The sequence below is a fragment of the Tamilnaduibacter salinus genome (assembly GCF_003096655.1).
Classification (GTDB): Bacteria; Pseudomonadota; Gammaproteobacteria; order Pseudomonadales; family Oleiphilaceae; genus Tamilnaduibacter; species Tamilnaduibacter salinus.
Genome location: NZ_QEKQ01000010.1, coordinates 105348 through 129392, shown reverse-complemented (window position 1 = coordinate 129392; position 24045 = coordinate 105348). Strand labels below are relative to the sequence as shown.

The 24045-nt window shown below is 59.2% G+C and carries 22 protein-coding genes; 12 read left to right on the top strand and 10 right to left on the bottom strand.

All coding sequences use genetic code 11. The features are described 5' to 3' along the window. Positions 1-183: 183 nt before the first annotated feature. Complete coding sequence (locus C8D92_RS14640; RefSeq protein ID WP_116919814.1) at positions 184-2091, bottom strand: sensor domain-containing diguanylate cyclase; 1908 nt, start codon at positions 2089-2091, stop codon at positions 184-186. Positions 2092-2284: 193 nt separating this feature from the next. After that, a complete protein-coding gene (locus C8D92_RS14635; protein WP_116919813.1) occupies positions 2285-2560 on the bottom strand; it encodes a hypothetical protein in 276 nt (91 codons plus the stop codon). Positions 2561-2668: 108 nt separating this feature from the next. Between C8D92_RS14635 and C8D92_RS14630 the strand changes: the two genes are divergently transcribed. Both C8D92_RS14630 and C8D92_RS14625 read left to right on the top strand, forming a co-directional pair. Then, positions 2669-2992 (top strand): 2Fe-2S iron-sulfur cluster-binding protein, encoded by a 324-nt coding sequence (locus C8D92_RS14630; RefSeq protein WP_116919840.1) that lies wholly within the window; start codon positions 2669-2671, stop codon positions 2990-2992. Next, positions 2980-3180, top strand: a complete 201-nt coding sequence (locus tag C8D92_RS14625; RefSeq protein ID WP_243402466.1) for a hypothetical protein — start codon at positions 2980-2982, stop codon at positions 3178-3180. Before C8D92_RS14630 ends, C8D92_RS14625 begins: the two co-directional genes overlap by 13 nt. A 216-nt stretch (positions 3181-3396) precedes the next feature. Here the strand turns inward: C8D92_RS14625 and C8D92_RS14620 are convergent, their stop codons facing one another. After that, positions 3397-4791, bottom strand: coding sequence for a DUF4397 domain-containing protein (locus tag C8D92_RS14620; protein ID WP_116919812.1), 1395 nt, complete (start codon positions 4789-4791; stop codon positions 3397-3399). Between the two features lie 429 nt (positions 4792-5220). Between C8D92_RS14620 and C8D92_RS14615 the strand changes: the two genes are divergently transcribed. The 4 genes from C8D92_RS14615 to C8D92_RS14600 are packed head-to-tail and all read left to right on the top strand — an operon-like array spanning position 5221 to position 11014. Further along, positions 5221-6795 carry an NADH-quinone oxidoreductase subunit L gene (locus C8D92_RS14615; RefSeq protein ID WP_116919811.1) on the top strand — a complete coding sequence of 525 codons (1575 nt, stop codon included), beginning with the start codon at positions 5221-5223 and terminating at the stop codon, positions 6793-6795. Further along, the gene (locus tag C8D92_RS14610; protein WP_116919810.1) at positions 6795-9197 is read left to right on the top strand and encodes a YbcC family protein; all 2403 of its coding nucleotides are present in this window, start codon (positions 6795-6797) and stop codon (positions 9195-9197) included. Before C8D92_RS14615 ends, C8D92_RS14610 begins: the two co-directional genes overlap by 1 nt. Continuing rightward, complete coding sequence (locus tag C8D92_RS14605) at positions 9197-10018, top strand: DUF6671 family protein (protein WP_116919809.1); 822 nt, start codon at positions 9197-9199, stop codon at positions 10016-10018. The genes C8D92_RS14610 and C8D92_RS14605 overlap by 1 nt, the downstream gene beginning before the upstream one ends. Positions 10019-10024: 6 nt before the next feature. Continuing rightward, a complete protein-coding gene (locus C8D92_RS14600) occupies positions 10025-11014 on the top strand; it encodes an L-threonylcarbamoyladenylate synthase (RefSeq protein WP_116919808.1) in 990 nt (329 codons plus the stop codon). Positions 11015-11202: 188 nt separating this feature from the next. On the opposite strand, the gene C8D92_RS14595 is transcribed toward C8D92_RS14600, so the two are convergent. The 3 genes from C8D92_RS14595 to zigA all read right to left on the bottom strand — a co-directional run bounded on the left by C8D92_RS14595 (position 11203) and on the right by zigA (position 15556). Continuing rightward, a complete protein-coding gene (locus C8D92_RS14595) occupies positions 11203-13044 on the bottom strand; it encodes a sensor domain-containing diguanylate cyclase (RefSeq protein WP_116919807.1) in 1842 nt (613 codons plus the stop codon). A gap of 461 nt (positions 13045-13505) precedes the next feature. Beyond that, entirely contained in the window at positions 13506-14102 is a 597-nt protein-coding gene (locus C8D92_RS14590; RefSeq protein ID WP_116919806.1) for a hypothetical protein, read from the bottom strand. A 251-nt stretch (positions 14103-14353) separates the two neighbouring features. Continuing rightward, entirely contained in the window at positions 14354-15556 is a 1203-nt protein-coding gene (zigA, locus tag C8D92_RS14585; protein ID WP_116919805.1) for a zinc metallochaperone GTPase ZigA, read from the bottom strand. A 132-nt stretch (positions 15557-15688) separates the two neighbouring features. On the opposite strand from zigA, the gene C8D92_RS14580 reads away from it, so the two are divergent. From C8D92_RS14580 to C8D92_RS14570, 3 genes are all read left to right on the top strand, one after another. Next, the gene (locus C8D92_RS14580) at positions 15689-16324 is read left to right on the top strand and encodes a DUF1826 domain-containing protein (protein WP_095610811.1); all 636 of its coding nucleotides are present in this window, start codon (positions 15689-15691) and stop codon (positions 16322-16324) included. Between the two features lie 129 nt (positions 16325-16453). Continuing rightward, positions 16454-17503 carry an MBL fold metallo-hydrolase gene (locus C8D92_RS14575; RefSeq protein WP_116919804.1) on the top strand — a complete coding sequence of 350 codons (1050 nt, stop codon included), beginning with the start codon at positions 16454-16456 and terminating at the stop codon, positions 17501-17503. Positions 17504-17736: 233 nt separating this feature from the next. Beyond that, a complete protein-coding gene (locus C8D92_RS14570; RefSeq protein ID WP_116919803.1) occupies positions 17737-18630 on the top strand; it encodes a patatin-like phospholipase family protein in 894 nt (297 codons plus the stop codon). Positions 18631-18680: 50 nt separating this feature from the next. Here C8D92_RS14570 and C8D92_RS14565 read toward each other — a convergent pair whose 3' ends face one another. Continuing rightward, on the bottom strand, positions 18681-19787 hold the full coding sequence (locus C8D92_RS14565; protein ID WP_243402465.1) for a sensor domain-containing diguanylate cyclase: 1107 nt from the start codon (positions 19785-19787) through the stop codon (positions 18681-18683). 210 nt (positions 19788-19997) lie between these two features. Between C8D92_RS14565 and C8D92_RS14560 the strand changes: the two genes are divergently transcribed. Then, positions 19998-20216: an acetyltransferase gene (locus C8D92_RS14560; RefSeq protein ID WP_116919801.1), complete on the top strand. Its 219-nt coding sequence runs from the start codon at positions 19998-20000 to the stop codon at positions 20214-20216. 18 nt (positions 20217-20234) lie between these two features. On the opposite strand, the gene C8D92_RS14555 is transcribed toward C8D92_RS14560, so the two are convergent. Next, on the bottom strand, positions 20235-20732 hold the full coding sequence (locus C8D92_RS14555) for an MOSC domain-containing protein (protein WP_116919800.1): 498 nt from the start codon (positions 20730-20732) through the stop codon (positions 20235-20237). A gap of 170 nt (positions 20733-20902) precedes the next feature. Here C8D92_RS14555 and C8D92_RS14550 point away from each other — a divergent pair, with 170 nt between their 5' ends. Beyond that, the gene (locus C8D92_RS14550) at positions 20903-21550 is read left to right on the top strand and encodes a class I SAM-dependent methyltransferase (protein WP_116919799.1); all 648 of its coding nucleotides are present in this window, start codon (positions 20903-20905) and stop codon (positions 21548-21550) included. 150 nt (positions 21551-21700) lie between these two features. Here the strand turns inward: C8D92_RS14550 and C8D92_RS14545 are convergent, their stop codons facing one another. Next, positions 21701-22600 carry a LysR substrate-binding domain-containing protein gene (locus C8D92_RS14545; RefSeq protein ID WP_116919798.1) on the bottom strand — a complete coding sequence of 300 codons (900 nt, stop codon included), beginning with the start codon at positions 22598-22600 and terminating at the stop codon, positions 21701-21703. A 103-nt stretch (positions 22601-22703) separates the two neighbouring features. Between C8D92_RS14545 and C8D92_RS14540 the strand changes: the two genes are divergently transcribed. Continuing rightward, positions 22704-22970, top strand: coding sequence for a hypothetical protein (locus C8D92_RS14540; protein ID WP_133243136.1), 267 nt, complete (start codon positions 22704-22706; stop codon positions 22968-22970). A 102-nt stretch (positions 22971-23072) separates the two neighbouring features. Here C8D92_RS14540 and C8D92_RS14535 read toward each other — a convergent pair whose 3' ends face one another. Continuing rightward, positions 23073-23975, bottom strand: a complete 903-nt coding sequence (locus C8D92_RS14535; protein WP_116919797.1) for an AraC family transcriptional regulator — start codon at positions 23973-23975, stop codon at positions 23073-23075. Positions 23976-24045 lie beyond the last annotated feature (70 nt).

The window sequence follows — 24045 nt, the reverse complement described above, 5'->3', positions numbered from 1 at the left end:
GCGTCGGATTCTTGATGCGGTCCGAGAACCTCGTCATGGAGGCGATAATCTGAGCGGCAGAGAGCTTCTTTCAGGTCAGTGAACCTGTCTGAGGAGGCACTGGTGACCAGTATGATGCGTGTTAAAGAAAAATCGATCTGACCCCGTGGACTTAGACCCCCGGGGACTACCCGACCCCCTGAACTACACGAGCTGTGGCCCCGGTTGCTCATCCCGCTGGGCGCACTCGAAACGGTTCCGGCCACCGTCTTTGGCGCGGTATAGGGCGTCGTCGGCACGTTGGATGAGCGTTTCCAGCGCCTCGTGATCGGAATAGAGGGCGCCCCCGATGGACGTGGTGATGCGTATCGACTGACCGTCCCACGTAAACGGGGTCTCACTGACAGCCCGGAGTAGGCGGTCAGCCATCGTTTCCAGATCCTGCTCGTCATTCCCGCTAGTGAGGATCAGAAATTCTTCGCCGCCCCAGCGCCCCATGAAGTCCATCGCCCGCAGTTCGCTCTGCACGACGCTGACAAACCACCGTAACGCTTGATCACCGATCTCATGGCCGTAGTCGTCGTTGATCGTTTTGAAATGGTCAATGTCCAGAACCAGCGCAGCGAAATGTTCCCCCTGGCGCTGGCATCGGGCCATTTCTTTATTCCCGTGTTCCAGAAGTTTCCGGCGGTTGGGGATGTCCGTAAGCTCGTCCGTCATGGCCATGGTCTTGAGGCGTTTATTGGCCCGCTCCAGTTCTTTGGTGCGCTGACTGACCAGCTCTTCCAGGTGCGCATTGGACAGGCGGACCTGCTCAAGCGCTTCCTCTAGCTGACGGTTCTGGCGAACGGAGACGGTGATGTCCCGAATGACGCCCACGAAGTGGGTCAGGCGGCCCTCGTCATTGTGGACGGGGTCGATACTCAGCTGAGCACAGTACTGACTGCCGTCTTTCTTCCGGCTCAGCAGATCGGACTGAAACGGTCTGCTGTGGCGCAGGGCGTTTTCAATCTGAGCGATCACTGCCCGGTCTGTTTCCTCTGTTATCAGAAACCGGCCGGTCTCGCCCAGAACCTCTCCTTTCTCGTAGCCCGTAATCCGGGAAAAGCTCGGGTTGCAGTAGCGAATGGGGTGATCGTCCCGGGCATCAAAGATGAGGATGCCGTCAGCGGCGGCCTCGATCGCACTCCGGTGAATCCGCAGTGATGCCTCATGTCGACGCTTCTGGGCCATCATGGAGTTCGTGAACAGCACGGCGAGGGTGAACAGTACCGTGAACTCCTGGGCCATCAAGGCATTGTAGGTCGGGGTGCTGCCGCTGAACGGGCCCAGCCCGTGCGCTGTGGAGAAGGCGGCGTACAGGGCGACCGTGGCCGAGAGGAACGCGGCGGGCAAGGCAGGGCGCCGGGCCGCAATCCACAGTGGGCCGGCCAGCACCAGAAAGGGCGTCGTGGCCAGAAACGACTCGGTGTTCATGTCGGAGGTGAATACCAGTGCGCAAGCGCCCATCGTCACTACGAACGCCGCGGTCACTTCCAGCGTGTTGCGCCCGGACGGTCGATGGGTATAGCGCTGTTCGCGAATGAAGGTCATGAACATATGAAGGAATGGGGTCAGCACGATCAGACCGGTACTGTCACCCACCCACCAGAGCCGCCACAGCGAAAGGAACGGCGTTTCTGCCCCGATCAGGACGGTATAGACGGTCGCCCCACCGATTGCGGCCAGGGGCGAGGCAATGGCGCCCACCGTGATCAGGAATATGAGGATGGATTGCGGTGACTGCCAGGAGTGAGACTGACTGCGGAGCCGGTTCAGGGCGGTAATCAGGGTCGCGGCAATGGTGCATTCGGTGATGTTGATCAGTCCGAACAGTGTCGCCTCCAGCACCGTGAAAACCGGCACATCGGCGGCAATTTCAGCGATCAGGACGCAGACGGCGGCCAGTGGCCACTGCTGCCAGCGCAGCAGGAGGAATGCCGCGAGCAGGGCGGCGTTGGGTGGCCAAAGTACAACTATTCCGTCGGGAAGCGCGGCGTAGTGAACGCCGATGTAAGCGCCCGCGTAATAGAGCAGACCAATGAATACGCAGAAAAGGACGGTACGAAACAACGGTACAACTCCCAGAAAAGCCTTCCCTGCGATGGCTCATCCCGTGTAAACGGATTACCTGATGACGCCCAGTATAGGCCCGATGGGAGGCGCCGTCATGGCATTGGCCGCCAGTTTGGATGCCTCGGGCCATCGGGGCCTAACAAGATTGGATCGGCGTTTACGGAACAACCGAGTGTGCCCGGAAACCGGATCACTCATCTCCCCGTGCCGCTTCGCCTTCAATGAAGTAACTCCGGAATAAAGGCGTGACGCCATCGCCGTCCCCCCAGAGGCCGTCGGCCCGCGGGCCCAGTGCCATGCGGGTGAATTCGCCCATGATCAGGTGGGCGAGGGCGGCGCGGACGTCTTCGGCGGGTGCCCGTTCTGAGACGCCGGCCATGAGTACGGTCGCGTGGATGATGTCGATGAACTCGCCCATCTTCTGCTTGACCGGCCCGTCCTCGCCTTCGGCCAGCATGGCGTGCATTAGCGCGCCGCCGACACCGCTTTCCGCCGCCTCCAAAGTAGGTTAATGGTCAGGCAACGGGGCAGCCATCAGGGCGCCACGAACACAACCGATAACAGCGAGGTCGTTATGGGCACAGTCCGGCTGGTGGAGCACGACGGGACAGAGCATCTTGTCGACATTGAGGACGGCCACAGTCTGATGGAGATCGCCACGACCCGGGGCGTGCCGGGGGTCGATGCGGATTGCGGCAGGTGCTGCGCCTGCGGCACCTGCCATGTGCTGGTGGACCCGGCGTGGACCGGCACACTCCGGATGATGGAGGACGATGAGCAACAGGTGCTGGCGCTCAATCCCGAAACCGCGTCCAACTCGCGCCTGGCCTGTCAGTTGACGCTTTCGGGCACCGAGCACGACGGTCTGGTGATGCACCTGCCGGAATGTCAGATGTAGGCCCGCAGGGCGCTGACGTCACCCACTCATCGGGCAACCGGCTGGCGGAGTTGCAGCTGCGCATTCTCTGGGAAGAACTGCTGGCGCGCTTCGAGGCGATCGACGTGGTCTCCGAGCCCAAATGCGTTCAGTCCAACTTTGTCCGGGGGTACAGCGAGATGATGGTGCGGCTGACTTGTAAGGCGTAGAGCATGCCGAAGTTTGGGGCCCACTATAACGCTTGGTCTGCCTTCCTAATCGGTTCATCCTCGGTCAGAGTGCCTGTTTCAGGTCGTTTTCAGGTCAGTGAACCTGTCTGAGGAGGCACTGGTGACCAGTATGATGGGAGTTAACTGGAAACGCGGACAAAGCCACGGATGATCGTTGGATCATCCGTGGCTTTGTATTAGCCAGGTAACAGGTCATCAGGGACGGGAATCGTCCAGACCGATGGGTTCCAGATTGCTGACGTCATCACCCACCACGACACTGGTGAGCACTTGACCGCCCTGAATCGGAACGTCCTGGGTACCCGGCACCACGTTGGCTGTCGTTCCATCGGCGGCAACGGTAAAGTCGTAAGTGCCGCTCGCCAGCGAGCTGTAGCCGGTGTCCTCTCCGATGGTCACATCATCGAACGTTGGTGACTGCGGGGTTTCCCCGTCCGGGAGCACAAAAATGTCAACCGGATCGGCTGCCGCAGCCGCGGCCGCGTGCACCAGGCGAACATCGGCCTGATTACTGTCCGACGCAGTGCGGCGGTCCTCAAGGACGATAAGCTGAGCATTGGGAAGGTCCTGATCGTCGCCTGCAGCAACGACTGTGTAGGACTTGCCACGCTCCAGCGTGAGTGTGCCGGACAGCGAATCAAGCGCGTTATCCACACCCTGGCCTGCGGCTGCGATTGCAACGGCGCGCTCCCCAGGCTCAACGGTCAGGTATTGCCCACCCTGTTCAGCCGTAGACGCTGCGCGGACTCCGCTCTGTACTGGGAGAATGTCTGTGTATTCGAAGGGTTCCGCTCCATTGATCTTGCTCCCGTCGACGAAGACGTCTACGGGAGCGGCATCAACCGCGTGAACGACTCGAACCTCCGCTGAGTTGTCCAGCACGGTTGTCACCGCCGGATCAGATTCAGCCCAAACGAGGAGACTGACAGGCGACGCACTCTGGGTACTGTTCACGGCGACGGCCGTTACGTCTGTATTGACGGTCAGTGCGCCAGAATCATAGAGCACCGGGTCCTGGGAGTCGGCGCCGGTGATGCGGACCTGGTAATCACCGTCAGCTATTTCTGGCAGGGTTGCGTTCGTGTCGAAGGAGACGTCGTTCAGCGTGGGGGCCTGTGGCAGTTCGTCGCCCGGGCCAGTAACGTAAATGTCGACGCTCGCCGCTGCCGGCGACGGTGCGGCATGCAACACCGTTACATCATTCGTTCCGTTATCGCGTCGATCAGTATCGTCCAGCACATTCAGGCCAAACTCGGCGTCATCTTCCGCATTGAGGGTGCCCTGAGCGATGACCGAGAACGAGCCTCCTTCGGTTAGGGTCACCGTCTGCTCAATAACCGTCTCGCCGCCTGCCTGGATTTCAACCAGCGCATTGCCGGGGTCCACGGTCAGGTAATCGGATCCGGACTGGTAGCTGACATCCTCCAGAACCCGTTCACCATCAATCAGCACATCAACGCTGGGTGCGTCTGGTGAGGCATGAAGTACCCTCAGATCGGCCGTCGGGCTGCTATCGGTAGCGCTGGCAAAGCAGCCGCCCAATCCGACGGAAGCGGCCATTATTGACGTCACTAAAATAGGCTTTTTCATATCGAACTCCCCTTGTTGCGCTCTTTTTGTTTATCTGACGGCTCGGTGCAAGATTGCCCGACAACCGTATTGGCGAATACGCCGGAGTGACTGAATCGGATTGCGCTGGCGTTCAAAGTTCTCTGGGGGGGATGCGACCCGTGGCAACGGCGACTGCCATTCCTGGCGAGCCGCGTCTTGCCGGGGGCTTCGTCTGGCATGCTGAAATCTTGCGAACGTTTGTTAAGGGCATTCGTCCGCTTCCCGCCTTTCCTCGGTCTCAGTTGTCACTGGTGCGGTCGACACTGTCTGAGATGCCCGTGCAAGGCTGGTCGTATCTGATATTTATTCTAAAAAAAAGAACGAAACGATCAGGTATATATATTTTTATTCAAACAAAAACCCTCGGATACTACGCGTACTCGTTAGTTCTGATTCTGAGGTCCTTGCATGGTAGGTTTTCAGGCGATCGAATCCTTGTTTTCCCTGCTGGTACCGCTGCTTTTCGCGACCGGAGCAGTTGCAAGCGGATTGGCAACCAACCAGAGACAACGTCTTGCGCGGTCTTTGACCTTCAAGCTTGCATTTGTTTTCGCTGTGGCCGCTGCTGTCGGAAGCGGGTGGTGGTCCGTCGATGGCGTCTGGTTTAATCACACGCCCCTGGCCTCCATCATGTTGCTACTCATTACCTTGCTGGGAATGGTGCTGGGGCGTTTCTCGGAGAGATATCTTGCGGGGGATCCCGGCCAGCGCCGTTTCATGATCTGGTTGCAGGTGATTCTTGCCAGCGTTGCCATGATCGCCATCACCAACCATTTGCTGGTGTTCCTCGTCAGTTGGATTGCCATCAGCGTCAGCCTGCACCAGCTGCTGATGTTCTTCCCTGATCGTCCGCGCGCTGCTCTGGCTGCGCACAAAAAATTCATTTTTGCGCGAATTGCAGAGCTTTGCCTCGGCCTTGCCTTTCTCCTGCTTTACGTGCAGTACGACACGCCGTTTATTGATCGGATTCTGGCTCAGGTATCCGCTTCAACGGGCGTGCCCGTTGGTTCGCAAATCGCCGCGGGTTTGATGGCCGTGGCCGCACTGCTGAAATGCGCTCAGGTGCCTTTCCATGGTTGGCTGATTCAGGTGGTGGAATCACCCACGCCGGTTTCTGCGCTCCTTCACGCAGGCGTTGTGAATCTTGGCGGCTTCCTGATGATTTTGATGGCGCCTCTCATTTCAGAGGTCAACGCGGCTCAGTGGCTTTTGCTCGCAGTGGCTGGTCCCACCGCGGTCTTCGCCAGCCTTGTCATGATGACCCGTATTTCCATCAAGGTCAGGCTGGCCTGGTCAACCTGCTCACAGATGGGCTGGATGCTGGTTGAATGCGCTCTGGGCCTTTACGAGTTGGCTCTACTGCACCTGGTGGCTCATTCCGCTTACAAGGCACACTCCTTTCTGAACGCGGGCAATACCGTCGAGTTGTCCATCAAGAAACGTCTGGTGGCGATCAACGAGCCCGGACCCAGGCATTGGCTGTCTGCCGCCGTTCTGTCGGGTCTGTTCATGCTGCCGACGGTCCTCCTGTCCAATGAAACAGCCATGGCGCACGTGTTTTCATGGGTTGTGCCTGGTATCGCCCTGACGATTCTGCTCTCAGAGTTCCTGTCCGCAGCAGGCGGCGTTCTCACCGTTGCCCGTGGCCTGATTATCGGTACTGTCTTCTGGGCCCTGTACTGGTTTCAGAAAACCTTCTTCTCTATGGTGCTCGCTCCACCGGAGAGTCAGGCAAGCCTGCTGGAAGTGGTTTTTGTTGCCGCCCTGATCGCGCTCCTGGTGCGTGGCTACTACCAGATTCGCTATCACCGTTCCTCGCCCGCAGGTGCCCGGCTTTATCGATTTCTGTTTGCTGCAGGCTACCTCGATGAGTGGTCCACACGCCTGACCCTGAAAATCTGGCCGGCACAACTGCCTGATGTCGTGCGGCCCCGGGCTGTGGTCAGCGTCTCTTCAACGTCTGGTTCCAGGGAGTCCACATAATGTCAGTGCCCAGCCTTAAGGCGATCACCGAAGCGAAGGCCGATACACCAGATTGGCAGGCCGCGGTCACGGATGCCTGCGAGCGCATCGCGCCCTCCTGGCCACTGGATCAAATGATTGCGGTTAACCCGTTCTGGGAAATGCGGGATTGGCCGTTCACCAGTGTCGCCTCGCGCATGGCGGCACTCAATGGTACCTGCTGCCAGAATCAGGCCGCTCTTGAAGGACAGGGCAACGGCAGCCCGGCTGCGACCGAAACCGCCAGCATGCCTGAGCACTGGCAGAATCTCAGCGCCCAACTGGATCGCAACCGCGATACCGCCCACCACGTCGGTTGGCAGGACGAGGTCGTACACCAGATCAGCCAGTTTTGCGGCGACTACTTCCAGCGTCTGGATGCCGGTGATTTCAAAGCGGATGCCCAGGATCTGTATCACAGCTGGCTGCAGATGACCCGGGCTGACCGCGGCATTGCCATCGTCATGGAAGAACCCTCGTTGCCTTCTCAATTTCAGGTTTTGCCCGATCAGCATGAAAAGCTGATCGTTGATGCCTTCAACGCCCTCGCACCGCGACCTGACTATGCTTCGGACTACGCTCATGCTCTCTTGCTGGATATCAACGGATGGTCATCCTGGGCTGCCTACTTGCGTTGGCAGGCCAGGCTGCATGGCAGTGGAGAGTCGAGCGAGGAAGACCTTCTGCCCGGCCTGCTGGCCATCCGGCTTGCCTGGGAGCTGGCGATTTGGCGACATGTTCAGCACGTTGGTGGAGCCATCTTCGCTGAACTGAAACAGCGCTGGCTCGAACAGTGGGACGCCTGGCCTGAGATGTTGAAAACCCATGAGCAATCGCAAACCATAGGCTGGCGTCAGCATACCGAAGCTGAGGCGGCCTATCAGTCAAGGCTGGCAGAGAAGCTGCTGTCAAAACCTGAGCATCCGTTATCGGACGATCAGCCGCTTAAGTTACAGGCAGCGTTCTGCATCGATGTTCGCTCGGAGGTCTTTCGCCGCGCTCTGGAAGCCCAGAATCCCGCGATCCAGACGCTCGGATTTGCCGGATTCTTCGGGCTCCCGATCTCGTATCGGCCCAAAGGCACCGGGTTTTGTCGGCCGCAGTTACCCGGTTTGCTGGCACCGGCGCTCGAGGTCACGGAGTCCGAACCTGCCGTCAGTTTCAGCAGGCAATCGTTGGTCAACCATTCCCACTGGTCGCAGTTTTCCAATGCCGGCCCGGCAAGTTTCAGCTTTATTGAGAGTATGGGGCTGGCAGGTCTGGGACGCATGGTCCGCAAGACCTTTTTAGGAGAGTCATCGGACAACCCGGTTGACCAGCTCCACAAGGGGCAGACCGAATTCGAAATCCGTCAGAATGGCAACCTGCTGGGCGTTAAAGAAAAAGCAGACCTGGTTGGGGGGATTCTGAGGGCCATGACCCTGACTCATCAGTTTGCTCCCACCGTACTGCTGGTTGGACACGGTAGCCGTACGCGCAACAACCCTCATGCGGCGGGTCTCGACTGCGGCGCCTGCGGCGGACAGACCGGCTCGGTGAACGTGCGTGTGCTCGCGGGCATCCTGAACGACAAGGAGGTGCGTGAGGCCCTGGCGGAGCAGGGGATTTCGATCCCCCCCGAAACGCGCTTTGTCGGGGCGCTGCATAACACAACCACCGACGAGGTCGATTGCGCCGATGGCGTACCCGAGGAAATCCGCAAGTTCCTGGCGAGTGCCGGCGCCCAGGCACGTCGTGAACGCGCCATCCGTCTTGGGATCGCGAGTGAGAATGACGTCGACAGCGCCATCAAAAAACGCAGTCAAGACTGGTCCGAGGTGCGCCCTGAATGGGGGCTTGCCGGTAACGCCAGCTTTATCGTGGCACCTCGTGCGGCCACGCGACACCTGGATCTGGGTGGACGCAGCTTCCTCCACGATTACCGCTGGCGCGAGGATGAAGGCTTTAGCACCCTGGAGCTGATCATGACGGCGCCCATGGTGGTCACTCACTGGATCAACCTGCAGTACTTCATGTCCGTTACCGACAACCGGCATTACGGCAGTGGCAACAAAGTCCTGCACAACGTGGTTGGTGGCCATATCGGCGTATTTGAAGGCAACGGTGGCGATTTGCGAATCGGCTTGCCGCTGCAGTCGGTACACGATGGCGAGCGTTGGGTTCACGAACCCCTGCGCCTGAGCGTGTACATTGCGGCACCGAGGGAAGCCATTGCTGAGATCGCTGAAAAACACAAGGTCGTGCAGGAGTTGGTCGATAACGACTGGCTGTATCTGTTCCGGATCGACGACGAGCAGACTTCGGTTGAGCGGTTTTATCGGAATGATTGGCAGACTGTGGCGGTTCGTTCGGGCCAGACAGGTGCACAAAGCGGAGAGGCTTGATGACGATCTGGGACGGCCGCTCCGCAGTCTTGCTCACCCGGCACGGCAAGTTGCCAGCCATCGCAGGGCCGCTGGAACCGCTGGGGTTGTCGATCACTTGCGACAGCTGCTTTGACACCGATCGTTTGGGGACCTTTACCCGGGAAACAGAACGTTTCGCCGGTCAGCGGGAGACTGCGCTGGAGAAGGCCAGAATTGCGGCGGCGCAAGGCGAAGATGGTATCGGCCTCGGCAGCGAAGGGGCGTTTGGCGGTAGCCTGCTCTGCATCAACCTGGAGGTGGTTTGCCTGTATGATCCGCAGCGGGATGTGACTCTGTTCGGGGAGCACAGTGCGCCTTTTGGGCTTGAGCAGGTCAGCGTCCGATCTGCGGAGGAACTGCAAGCGCTTCTGGACCGTTGCCCCACAGGTCAGGGGGTGGTGATGCGGCCCGAACATGCCGGGAACCCTGAAATCTACAAAGGACTGCGGGACCATCAGGAGATCCATACCCTGTTCAGAGCGCTGCGGGATACCTCGCCTTCCGGACAGGTGTTCGTCGAGTACGACCTCCGAGCCCATGAGTCGCCCGGCAGAATGGCCAATATCGAGCTTGCGGCCGAGAATCTCCGGGCAAAAATGGAAAGCCTGTGTCCAGAGTGCTCCCTGCCGGGATACTGGATGACCGATATTGAAAGAGGTCTGCCGTGCAGTGCCTGCGATACGCCGACACAACGGCCGCGGGCCGTTATCTGGTCCTGCCAGGCTTGTGACTACACAGAGTCCCGTCCTGTGGCGGCGGTGACAACCAAACCGGAACATTGCCCAACCTGTAACCCCTGAGACCCTATGCCCACGACCATCCAGTTAGACGCAACGCAGCCAACTGACGTTGAGAAAGCCGCGGGCCTGCTTCGTGCCGGCCACCTCGTCGCCGTTCCAACCGAGACGGTATATGGGCTGGCGGCCGATGCCAGCAACGATCAGGCGGTCAGGAAGGTGTTCGGGGCGAAACAGCGTCCGGTCGGGCATCCGCTGATCGTGCATCTGGCATCACTGGGTCGGATCAGTCTCTGGGTGGACCCTGTTCCGCAGAACGCCATGGACCTGATCCAGGCATTCTGGCCGGGACCGCTCACGCTGTTACTGCCAAAGAAACGCGGTGTCAGCGATTTCATTACCGGTGGCAATCCGGGCGTGGCAGTCAGGATGCCGTCGCACCCCGCCACGCTGGCGATCATGGAGACACTTGGTCGGGATCTGGTGGCCCCTTCCGCCAATCCCTATGGCAGGATCAGCCCAACCACGGCGGAGCACGTGTTGGCGGGATTGTCCGGGAAAATCGACGCTGTCGTGGACGGCGGGGACTGTTCGGTGGGCATTGAATCAACCATTGTCGACCTGACCGGCGACACGCCAGTGATTGCCCGACCGGGTCACGTTGCGCAAAACGATATCGAAGCCTGCCTGGGAACCACGCTTGCACCAGGTCAAGGAGTCAACCAGGCGGTACCGGGGAGCGTAAAACGCCACTACCAGCCTGTGACACCAACGGTTGGAGTGGCCTCTGAGCGAATGACCCGGCTTCTTCCCGAACTCACACAGACCGGGGAAAAGGTTGGCGTCATCTGGTGGCACTCTCCTCCGGGCGAGCGGGCCTATGAGTCCATTATGCTCAGCGCCGATCCACAGGAGTATGCCCGCATGCTCTACACCGCAATGCATGCAATAGACACGACAACGGTTGATCGGATCGTGATTGAGCTTCCTCCCAGGGAAAAACGATGGCTGGCCGTTCACGATCGACTGACACGGGCTTGTACCGAACGATTTGCCTAGGAGTCTGCGCGGTAGAAATCGTGCCAGGCGAGATCGTCCCACTGCGAGGCCATTTTGACGGTCATTTGAGGCGCATAGTGGTTCTATGTAACGACAATGAGCGCTCAAAAGGGACCGCAGTGGGGGGGCGCAGCGGTGCGACTTTCTACCGCGCAGACTCCTAGTGTCCCGTCTGGTAACACGGGTCATCAGGTGGGTGCGCTCAGATCGGTATGACCGTCAAGTGCCGAATGATAGACACAGACTTGGTTACGCCCCTGTCGTTTGGCCCGGTACAGGGCTTGGTCTGCCTGCCTGATCATCTCATCCTTGGTCAGGGGCGTATCTGGCAGTCGCGAAGCCACCCCGCTGCTGAGTGTAAAGACCAGCTCCTCCCCTTCGTGGACGATCCGCGTCTTCTCCAACGCCTGTCTGACCCTGTGCAGAACTTTGAGTGCGCCCCTGGAATCCGCCTCGGTCAGCACCAGCGCAAACTCCTCGCCGCCGTATCTTGCCGCGATATCGGGGTCACGAATGCTGTTGCTCAGAATATGGCCAACATGCTCGAGACAGATATCGCCGCCCTGATGCCCGTACGTGTCATTGAGCGACTTGAAATGGTCGAGGTCGATCATAACCACACTCAACGGCAGTTCATTGCGATTGGCCCGCGATATTTCACGGCACAGTGCCTCTTCCAGGTAGCGACGGTTCTTCAGGCCAGTGAGCCTGTCTGTGATACTCATTTCGTTAAGCCGATGGTTCGCATTTTCCAGTTCGGCCGTACGCTCCTGAACGCGCAGTTCGAGTTCACGATTGTGACGTTTGCTGGCGTCCAGTATCTCCTGCTGCGCCGCGAAACGAAGCTGGCGCTCGATGTTGATGCGCTGCGCCAGGGCGAAGGACAGAAGAAGTACTTCCATGAACGAGCCCACCATCGGCGCTGACCTCGTTAACCCATTCGAGGGCAGAAATCCCCCATTGGACAGCACAAGAATCAGGAAGCCGATCAACAGGAACGACCAGGCCAGGAGATAGTAGATAGCAGCTTGTTGCCCCCGGTACCACACATAGATCGCCACAAAGACCGCGTAGATGATGGCAAAGAAGGTAATGACCAAGAGGGTCATAATGGCGTTGTAGTAGCTAATGATGCCTGACAACGCCACCATCCCTAAACCACACATACCGATGATGGCCGCGAGGTTGCTCATCCAACGGGAATATTTCCAGAGCCGCAGGAAACGACGGGTGAAATAGGCGGCACACCAGACAGCAAGTCCGAAAAACACGATGATGGCCTGTTTGTTCCAGTTGGTCGCCTCAGGCCAGAGGTAACGGAAGGTATAACCATTGATCGTGGCGATGAGCATGGCAATGCTGAAAACCACTCCGACATAGTAGAGGTAGTTTCGATCCCGGATGGCAATGAAGAGCAATAGGTTGTAGGCCCCGATGGCCAGGAGCGACCCCAGATAAATGCCGTGAAGTATGTTCTCCGTGGCGTTGCGGCGGTTGAAGCGGGTTGGGTCGGAAATGGTAAGGGGAACCTGGAGTGAACTGTCTGAGTGAACACGAAGGTAGAAGTGGCGTGTTTCACCCGGTTCCCAGCTGAGTGGAACCGCAAAATAACGACTGTCCAGCGGGCGTTCAGTGAAGGGTAACGCAGCGCCCAGACGACGCTGCTGCCAGTCTGACTCCCCATCGGTTCTCGTGTAGAGGCGCAGATCCCGCAAGAGGGGGTAGTCAATGGACAGTATGCGGTCCAATTTGGTGCCTGTCGGGTTGTCCAGCGACCAGCGTAGCCACCAGGCGGATCGGCCGTACCCTTTGTTGAAAACAGTCTCGGCATGGGCCCGCCAGGTATTGCTGCGCCTTGCCTGTTCGAGGGTCAAGTCGTGGGACGGATCCTCCATGACCTCGATAATACCGCCAAGTGACTGGCTGGAGGACTCGGGAACCGGCGTAGCGGCCCAAGTGGGCATGGCTTGCAATAGAACCACCAACATCGGCAGGGCGAGTCGCGGCAGGTGAAGCGCGCTGGATTTCATTGCCTTGTTCCGTCAGGAATTCAATCGGTTTTGGGGGAAGTGTAGGCCAGTTGGCCAGTTCCGGCGTCATCTCCTTCCAGAAACCGGTCGATGGCGGCCGTCAGTGAAAACGCGTTGGCAAAAAAGGCGCGAGAACAGGTAGAACGATTTGTGTAGAACCAGACGGGACACCAGGAGTCTGCGCGGTAGAAAGTCGCACCGCTGCGACCGCCCCACTGCGGTCCCTTTTGAGCGCTCATTGTCGTTACATGGAACCACTATGCGCCTCAAATGACCGTCAAAATGGCCTCGCAGTGGGACGATCTCGCCTGGCACGATTTCTGCCGCGCAGACTCCTAGGCCATGGGTTGCGGCTGACGTTCTGGGGGCGGACTGATGGATCGGACTGCGCCAGAGCGAAGGGCAAGACGCCGCCCGTGGCCGGTTAAGGGCGCGTCGTTCTGGCCGGGTGTGATGACGCCCTATTCCTCGCGATCGAGATTTGAAAACGGGATGGTAATGAACGGCAGCCCCAGAGCGTCGGTGCGCACAACGGCCTGGAGTGTATCGCTGCGGTTTTCGACACCGGTTGCCCCGATGAAATAGTACATTTCCGAAATACCGTGGTATTTCTCCAGGGTAATGAGGTTGATCTTCGCATTCTGACCAATGCCGGGGATAAAGCCCAGTGGGACTGAAAACCCGAAATCACTCTGGTCCGTGGCCAACGAATTGTAGAAGACGTTCATTACCTGGTCGGCTTGCGCTTTCGAGTCGACCATCTGCGCCCCAAACTGGCGCTGCAGTGCCAGGGCCAGGCGTTTGTCCGCATAATCCTTGACCAACGATTGATCCCCGGACGCCTTTTGCCTCGATGGGTACGGGAAGTTCGTTTCCAGGTAAACGCGTTGCCCCTTGAGCCGCTCTAACCGCTCGTGTTCCAGCTCACCCATCAGGTCGTCGATGCTATGCGTCACCAGCCGCTGGGCCGTGGACCCGTTCAAGTTGTCGGTTAATTGACGCGAAGAGCACCCGACCAGCGTTAGGGCAACAAGCACCACCAAGAGAGTAAAGCGCATGATGTCGGCCTCCTTGACTCAAAAAACAGGATCTTGAATGACGCACGCCGCCCTGAGCAAGAGCGTGGGAGAGCTCCCACTCTCTTGATGACTGGTTGGAATCTTACGCGATCGACAGTCTTATGGGTAGCGCGAGCCAGGTCGACTGGGCTTCCCGACAGGGACATGGCAAAAGACGGTTGAGTGAGCCTGGCTCGCATTGACTGACTCGACACCTTTCCCCCGCACTATCGTGCATTCTTTCGGGGTGGTCATTCCCAGGCTGGGAATGGGTCATTCAGTGTCTGCCAAAAGGATCGGCCCGCCAGCAGCTGCCGGTCATCCAGCAGGCACCCGTCGAGACGGCGTGTAATGGCCGATCTGTCGAGATTCTGGCCAATGAACACCAGCTCCTGGCGCATATCGCCGAAAGGCTCCTCCCAGCTATCCATAATCGCCTGGCGATACGCCGGGTCTTGGGGCCAGTTGGTCTCCGGCACCGCCTTCCAGAACATACCCGCAAACCCGTGCCGGGCAATGCCGCCAGCCTGGCTCCAGTTACCTGCAAATTCCGGGCGGGTAGCGAGCCAGAAATAACCTTTTGATCGAATCAGCTTGCCACTGGAAATGCCCTGGTGCAGGAAATCGTAGAACTTGGCTGGGTGAAAGGGGCGGCGGGCACGGTAGACGAAGCTGGAAATGCCGTACTCTTCGGTTTCCGGTATGTGTTCGCCGCGCATTTCTTTTAACCAGCCGGGCGCCTGCTGAGCGTGTTCAAAACTGAAGCGACCCGTTTCCAGAACCTTGTCGAGCGGCACTGCGCCCTGTGTGATGGGGAGAATTTCAGCCTCGGCATTGAGGCTGCGAAGTATGCCCCTCAGACGTGTCAGCTGCTCCGGAGTGGCCAGATCGGTTTTGCTGATCAGTAGAATGTCACTGAACTCGATCTGGTCCACCAGAAGATCGGCAACGCTGCGCTCGTCTTCCTCGCCGAGGCTCTCTCCGGTTTCCTGTAGCGACTGCGCCTCGTCGTAATCGTTCAGAAAGTTCACCGCATCCACCACGGTGACCATTGTGTCCAGGCGGGCAATATCGGACAGGCTGACACCGTCTTCGTCGGCGAAGGTAAAGGTTTCAGCCACCGGGAGCGGCTCAGAGATGCCGGTGGATTCGATCACCAGGCAGTCGAAATGCCCGGTCTCAGCCAGTTCGCGTACTTCGACGAGCAGATCCTCGCGCAGAGTGCAGCAGATGCAGCCGTTGCTCATCTCCACCAGTTTCTCCTCGGAGCGGTTCAGAGTCACTTCCTGCTGCACCAGCGACCCATCAATGTTGACCTCACTCATATCGTTGACGATCACGGCAACGCGTTTGCCGTCGCGATTATTCAGAATGTGGTTCAACACCGTCGTTTTTCCGGCGCCAAGGAATCCGGACAATACAGTCACCGGAAGACGCCTGTCTGTTTGATTCATGATTTGTGTCCCATTGTTCTGAAGGCGAGCAGCCGCACATCGGTGCGGTGTTTCCGTTTTGTATGTTATAACATAACATTATTGAGGTGGTTTTCAATTTCCAGTCATCTGTATTGCGTGGAGCGATCGCTTATGCATGTCGATAAGAGTCTGCTGACACATCCCATTGCCGTGCGGGGTGACAAAGCCGAGTGCCTGACAGAAATTTTCCGGGATGAGGTCAATCTGGTGATCTGGGAGCGATCGCTGTCGCCTGAGTGTGCCCGGTTTGCAGATCGCTTCGCTCGGGAGGCAGGCACTTTTGAGCGTTTTCTGGCACTGGAAGAGGAGGACAGTGCCGGCGCAATGTTGCCGGAATGGGCACGGAATATGCCAGGAGCGGAGAGCTGGGTGAGGGACGTGGACGAGATGATTGCCATGTTCCAGTGCCTGTTTGAGCCTGCGGGGGTAGGCGTTCGCCTTCACGTTCTGCGCGGTACCATGTGCCCGCGCTTCCACTATGACCGAGTGCCCGCTAGGCTGCTGGTGACGTACACGGGGCCGGGAACGGAATGGTTACCTGAAGCGTGGGTGCGACGAGGCGACTCATCGCGCCCACTCCCGGAACAGGCGATTGGCCATGCGCAGATCGAGAGGATTCCGACTGCCGCCGTGTCGTTGCTGAAGGGGGCGTCGTGGGTTGGCAATGAAGGGCATGGTCTTGTTCATCGCTCGCCAGAGCCGGACGGTGTGCCACGCCTGGTTCTGGGGCTGGACTGGTTGTCCTGAGCCCGCGATTCTGGCGATGGTCTGCGTTACACTTCGCAGACGTCTGGCTCAGGTCAACAAGCGGGGAAACGGGTTATTCTCAAGTTCATCCGAATCACTCTATTGTGTTCGACGGCTCTGGTGTTACCGATGGTTGGTTCCGGTTGCAGCAATGTCAACAAACACTACGACCCCAACAAACCGTACCATACCCCCAGTGGGTTCCAGAATCGCTACCCCCATGAACACAATAGCGGCTGGGATTTTATCCGCTGGCAGTGGAATCGCTTCTGGTCGGTCCGGCCGAGGCCGGCGGAGCGTCCTATTGAACCGGTGGAGCCGGATCTGGAGCTGATCCAGAGCAACCCGGAGGACGTGGCGGTGACCTGGATTGGACATGCGACGGTCCTGCTGCAGGTGGCTGGCACGAACGTGCTGACCGATCCCCAGTTCTCGGACCGGGCCTCGCCGCTGTCCTTCGCCGGACCGCCGCGCCACCAGCGCCCAGGCGTGGCGCTGTCGGAGCTGCCCCGGATCGATCTGGTGGTCATTTCCCACAATCACTATGACCACCTCGATGCGTCTTCGGTGCGCCGTCTGTTCCAGCAGGAGGGTGGACCGCCGCGGTTTTTCATCCCTCTGGGGATGGGGGAGTGGTTCCGGGAGCACATTACCGACGGGGATGGCGCGCATCTGACCGCCATGGACTGGTGGGAGAGTCGGGAATACGACGGCTTCACGATCCAGTTCCTGCCCGTGCAGCACTGGAGTTCGCGAACGCCCTGGGACCAGGGGGAGCAGCTCTGGGGTGCCTGGGCGGTGGAGCATCCGGATTATTCCTTCTTCTTTGGCGGTGACTTTGGGTATTCAGAGGACCTGCGCGATATTGGTCAGCGAACGGACGGATTCGATCTGGCCGCTTTACCCATCGGTGCCTACGAGCCGCGCTGGTTCATGAAGGCGTTCCATGTGAACCCGGAGGAGGCGGTCCAGGCGCATCTGGACATCAATGCCCGCCAGTCACTGGGTATTCACTGGGGAACTTTCGAGGGACTGACGGACGAACCCCTCGATGAGCCGCCTAAGGAGCTGGCCCGAGCGCGAAAGAGAGCGGGCATTGCCGAGGACACCTTCTTTCTGCTGCGTCATGGGGAAACCATCCGTCCCGAGTATCGGGGCCGCGCGAATGGAAGACGTTAGTGGGGTCGGTCGACCGACTGAGAAGCAACCCACCGGCCCGGACTTCGGCGGAGGCTTTGAGGGGGGGCATCAGTGAGGCGATCCCCGCCGGTAAAAGGGCGTTTATGACAGGCACGGGAAGACAATAGGGACCTTCTGGTGTTCCATCTTGCGGGGCGCTGCGCCGCCAAAACCGGCCGGCCTGCTACAATTTCCGGGCTTCTGGCTCTGAAAATCGTTGCAGGCTCTTATCCATGACATTCAACCCCTTCAACACCCGCATCGGTCTCGCCCTGGGGGGCGGTGCGGCCAAGGGCATCGCCCATATCGGTGCTCTCAAAGCGTTCGAGGAAGAGCGGATCGGGATTCACTGTATCTCGGGGACCAGTGCGGGCGCGCTCATTGCAAGCTATTACGCCTTTGGTCGCCCGGCGGAGTCCATCCTGTCCATATGCTCGACGCTGAACCTCTCAAAGATCATCAATTTTACCTTTGAGCGAGGGGGCCTTTTCAGTACCGATGCCATTCGCGAGATGATTCTGCGGGATCTGGGGGATGTCCGGGTCGAGGACGCCGACATTCCACTGGCGATCTGCGCAACGGATATCGAAACCGGCGAACAGCTGATCTTCCGGGAGGGGAATCTGGCGGACGTCGTGTGCGCCTCCATGGCCGTGCCCGGGCTGTTCGTGCCCGTGGAAATCGACGGGCGGACGCTGGTGGACGGGGGGCTCGTCGAGAACGTCCCGATCTCACCGTTGGCAAGGATGGGTGCGGGCATCACCGTCGCCGTGGACCTCAGTCATGTCCGGCGCTATCCGAAGCCGGAAGGCACGTTCGATGTGATCGCGAACGCCATCAACATTGGCATCGACTTCAACACCCGCAAGCAGTTGAAGACGGCCGACATCCCGGTGCCTCTGGATCTGAGCGACTACAGCCTGACGAACAACGCCGATCGCGTGGAGGCGCTGTACCAGGAGGGCTACCGTCCGATGAAGACAAAGATTCGCAGCGTGCTGTGGTACAAGCGAATGCACGTTGTCATCAGTCTTCTGAAAACAGCGCGGACGTTCGTGCCCCTCAAAGTGCCGGAGATTTTTAACGGCCTGAAACGCCAGGGTTTTACGCGGCGCAAGCGACCTTGACGAAACCCGATTGAAAGAAAAATCGATCTGACCCCGGTCATCCAGGCGCCTTATCTGGTCAGGGACGGATCGAACTTGCGGAAACCGTTCTTACCAGAACGCTTGGTGGCGTACATCGCCTGGTCGGCCTGGACCATCAACGAGGAGGCATCATCGGCGGTTCCGGGAAGCGTAGAGATGCCCACACTGCAGTTCACGGTGACGATGCCGTCGTTCAGTTCGATGGGTTCGCTGACCTGGCCAATGATACGCTCCGCCAGAGGTTTGTAAGGACAGATGCCAGTGGCTTCCGTGTCGCCGTCCGCCAGGAACACAAACTCATCACCTCCCACTCTTGCGACCATGTCGGCCGCCCGCTGGATGGTCCGGAGCCGCTCTGAAATCACCTGCAGCAGATGGTCCCCGGCCATGTGTCCGTATTGGTCGTTGACTGCTTTGAAACCATCGAGGTCGACCAGATAAAGCACCACCTCGCCTTTGCGGGTTCGGCGTTGTTGCGCAATAGCCCGCTCAAGACTCTCTTCAAATGCGGCCCGGTTGTGCAGTCCGGTCAGTGAATCATGGGAGGCCTTGTACAGGATGGCCTCTTCTTTACGGCGGTCTTCAGTGACATCGCGGGCAACCGCAAATAGTTTGGTGGTCACGTCGGTGACCGCTGGGCAGTGCCAGGCGATCCTGCGCCAGCTTCCGTCTCCGGCGCGATAGTGATTCTCAAAACTGATACTGTTGCGCCCGACGCCGAGTCCTTCTAGTTCCCGGATTGTTTTGGCAGTGTCGTCGGGGTGCACAAAGTCCAGGATCGGTCGTGACAGCAACTCTTCCTTTGAGTAGCCCAGGGTGTCCGCAAATGCAGCATTCACCCGCTTGAAATAACCATCCAATCCGGCAATGCATAACATCTGAACGGAATGTTCAAAGAACCACTCCCACTCTGTCAGCCGTTTCTGGTATTGGTCGAGTTCACTGGACATCCTCTGCTTGCTATCCAGCAAGTCTTCACGCTCCTGCTCCAATGCTCGGAGCTGAGTCTCAAGGGTTTCTAGCCGCGCAGCCTTTTCGCGTAGCTCGGCGATCACCTCGTCATCCGCATCGTCCGCCTCACCCATAACCGCGGGTCTCCACACTGCAACGTTCATTGGCCACGGCGTCACTGCCACGCGTTAAAACACGAAAGTCCCTTATTCGACTAAAGTAGCACTGGCATGTGGGGTTGTGAACTGATGTTCAGGTTTTAGCGAAAGCGAATGAAAGGCGAGGGTGCCTCTCTCGGGCATCCCGCTTTCAAGCCATCGGGTCTATGCTGAGGGTAACGCTGATGTCACTTGGGTTGCACTGGCGCAGCCGACACAAGGATCGGGGAGGGCGTTATGCTATTGGCGGAAAAAGCCACTGGCCATCTGGTGGAAGTGCTCGATCTGCAGGGGCTGTTCAATCCGCTCGAACCGACCGTCCGGGGCTGCCTGCACTTCGGTGAGGAGGCCCAGGATCCGGAGCCTTTCGACAAGAGTAAGCTGGCGTTCCCATCCGGCGAGGCCCTGCCACGGTGTTGGACGGATGCACATTACCGCGACCGACTACGACAGTGAGCGTGGGGCAGGGCAACGTCAGGCCCCCGGTAGCGCCCGGACCGCGTCCCCGAGCGCCAGCTCGCCGCCTTCCACCACCCTTGTTGTGATTCCGCCATGCCCGCGCATGGCGTTGTAACCGCCAGGCCCGAGGGCGGTTTCCATTTTGCTGCAGGGGTGGCATAGCCCCGTGTATTCCAGTGTGACGTCACCGATGCGGAAGGTCTTGCCTTTCAGCGCCAGCAGGTTCAGACCGGAGACGACGATGTTGCGGCGGAAAGTCTCAGGGCGGATGGCATCCCGTTGTAGGCAGGAGGCGATGGCGTGCAGGTGTTCCTGCTGGATGAGAGTGACCTGCCGTTTGCTGGTACCGCGGCCTTTGAAGCGATCGCCGTCCAGACCCTTGCCCGGCATCACCCAGACGCGCTCCAGCGCGGTCATGGGCTCCCCGCGGGCGGGGCGGACACCAATCCATACAACGCGACCACTCTGGGGCAGCGTATCGAACAGCGTCTGCAGTGGGGGCTTTTCGGGCATATGAGTGTCAGAGCAGTTGTCGTAACGTATAACCGTATTTGTTTACCGATCATAGATGACAACGGATCTGCGCTGGTTCAATCCCCGTCATGGAAAGGATTCGGATTGGGTGCTGTTTGCCCGTTCAATGAACGCCTTGCCAGATGTGATTCGCGCCGTAGGGAGGCGACATGGATTCAAAAACGCTTGCGTCACAGCTGCGCTGCCCCAGTGGTCGCGATGCCGTTGAGGTTGGTGAACGAATGAATGAAGCCAACCGGCTGTTGAACAACCAGTGTATTGAGCGCCTGGGGATGGGGGCAGATGACTCGGTATTGGAGATCGGACCGGGTAATGGTGCCTTCGTGGCCGATATCGTTGAAGCGGCCAGGGGCGTTACCTACACGGGAGTTGACTGGTCAGCGGAGATGGTCGCAGAAGCTGAGCGACTGAATGGGCGGTTGATTGAGTCCGGGAGAGCCCGGTTTCGGCAGGGCGACGCGCAGGAGCTGCCTTTTGAAGCGGAATCGTTCGACAAAGTGTTAACGATCCACACCCTCTATTTTTGGGAACAGCCGGCGGCACAGCTTGCGGAGATTCACAGGGTCCTCAAAGCGGGTGGTGTGCTTTGCCTTGCATTCGGTGATCGTTCTTTTATGAAGGACCTGCCGTTCGTGCCCTACGGTTTTGAGCTTTATGACCAGGAGCGGATTGGCGGGTTGCTGAGGGCGGGCGGATTTGAGGTTGTGGATGCCTGCCAGCACCACGAACAGGCTCTCAGTAATACCGGCGAGGTGGTGGAGAAGCTCATTAATATCATGATCTGTCGAGCGGGGTGACGACCGGCGCGGCCCGATACAAAGGGGGCAATCAGTCCCGGAATGCAGTACAGATGGCCCATTACAGAAACGGTACAGCGAGTGAGAGGAACCGACTGTACCGGTCCAATGGACGTTGTCTGATTCTGTGCCTTCGCCGGTCTTGAGGGATCAGGCAAACAACCGCATTCCCCGTTCCGAAATCGATTTGAATCCGGACACCATATGCTCGGCCAGTGCGTCCTCCACGGGGCCGGCGCCGTCGCGCTTGGCGAGTGTCATGCGGTAGTCGTCGAGTTTCGGAAGGCCGTGATCAGTACCCAAGTGAATCATGTCGTGATCAATGACGCTGATCGGTAGCGGAGCGACGGCCAGATCCGCGCGGACGGCGGCGATCTGTGCCTGGCAGAACTCGCTGGTGTACGCGACGCGGTAGTCCATTCCCGCGTCACCCAACGCCTTGAGAGCCATGGTGCGCCAGTAGCAGCCGGGTTCGGCGAGAGCGACGGGAAGCGGCCGCTTGTCTTTGGCGGCGCCGTGTCGGGCACCAAGCCACACCAGCGGTTCGCTGTGGATCGGCGGCTGGCGGTCCAGATCCGGGCTGAAGCTGAAGATTGCGATGTCGATTTCGCCGGCGGCAATGAGCTGGCGCAGATGGGTGGTGCGCCCGAGGTGCACGTCCACCTCCACCTCTGGATGGCTGGTGGCGAAGCGGCGCAGGATGTCCGGCATGGCGACGATGCCGGTGTCGTTGGGGGCGCCGAGGCGCACCCGGCCCTTGAAGGGCGACGACCGGAACTGGGAAAACGCCTCGTCGTTCAGACGCAGTAACTGTCGCGCGTAGCCCAGCAGCATTTCCCCGTCCCGGGTCATGGTGACGCGCCGGGTCTCGCGATGGAACAGCTCCCGGCCCACCATCTGCTCCAGCTTCTTCACCTGCAGGCTCACGGCCGAGGCGCTGCGGTGCACCTGCTCTGCAGCGCGGGAAAAATTGCCGGACTCACAGATCGCGACGAACGTTCGGGCCAGGTCCAGGTCCAGATTGGGCATGGACGGGGGCAGAGTGGACATAACCGATTACCTTTGAGATTTCCTCATAGGATGAACCGGATCTTCTCGTTTGTCTAATCAATCAGTGCCGGGCATGGTATCCGAAACAGAGGGAGGAATGATCATGACCGGTATGAGCCAGACAACGCATATGCCCGCCGGGCTGATGAGCCAGATCCGGGCTCGGCTCGCGGCCTGGGGCCATTTCAGCCGCCGGCATCGTGAGGCGGTGTACCAGCAACGCCAGTGGGCTCGACAAACTCGCCAACTCAACAGGCACCTGGATGAGCGCCTGATTGAGGATGTTCTCGGCTCATCCAGGTCGAGCATTCAAGACAGCAGGACGATCGTGTTCTACAACGCCCTTGGGCCGACGACGGCGCGATTGTGAGCCGGCGGTGAGAGAATGCTGTGAAGCAGACCGGACGCGGTTTCCCGCACCAGCACTGAAGCCAGTCGAGGCCCTGGAGGGCTGAGACCACGCCACTTCGATTCAGTGCCGGGCGGTATATCGATAATCACTGGGTGATTTGCCCATGATTTTCTTGAACAGCCGCGAGAAATAGTAAGCGTCGTCATACCCCAGTTGCCGGCTGATGTCGGCAAAGCTTTGGCTGGTGGTGTCCAGTAGCTGGCAGGCTCGCTCCACCTTCAGGTGCAGGAAGTGCTGGATGGGCGACGTGCCGGTCTGCTCCCGGTATCGGGTGGCAAAGTGCGCTGGAGAAAGGCCGGACAGTTCGGCCAACTGGCCCAGGGTCAGCCTCCGCTCCAGATTATCCCGCATGTAATGGTGCAGAGCGTCCAGTTCGGCATGGCGGGCCTGGCCGGTTTCGTCGGCGATCAGCGGTATGGATGCGATCAGCTGACGCAGTCGGTTACTGGCGTGAATCAGGCCACGAGTGCGAAACCCGGTCTCGCGGACTGAAAGCAGGCCATTGAAGTCAACAAGCAGTCTTGGCTGGTGCCCGATCCTGCGAACGCGGGTGGTGTCGTCAAACCCCATGTAGTGACCAAACGCCTCGGCCTGTGGCCCGGTGTAATGCACCCAGTGGATCGTCCAGGGGGTGTCCGGGTCCGCGGTATAGCGGTGGCTTGCACCGGCCGGCAGTAAAAGAAGGTCGCCCTCCTCAATGGTGTACGGCTCACCGGCAACGTTCAGGAAGGCTTTGCCGTCCGTGCAGTAGATCAAAAGATTATCAGGGTGGTAGTCCCGATGCATGTGGTGCCCGGCGGCCTTTCGGTAATGGCCGAACGCCAGGGGGTACAGCTCCTGAGTCAACGGGTGGCGTGCCAGGCTCCGCACGATTGGCTCAGGAACGACATAGCGCACGCTGTCCGCCGGAACCGGCCATTGTGAGGTTCGGGGTGTCTGGACGTTGGGGTGTGGCTCGTTCATCGAAAAATAATCCATCACGGACGAAAGTTAGTCAATCACCCTGTTGAAAGCGGCGTGATAGCCTTTTTTA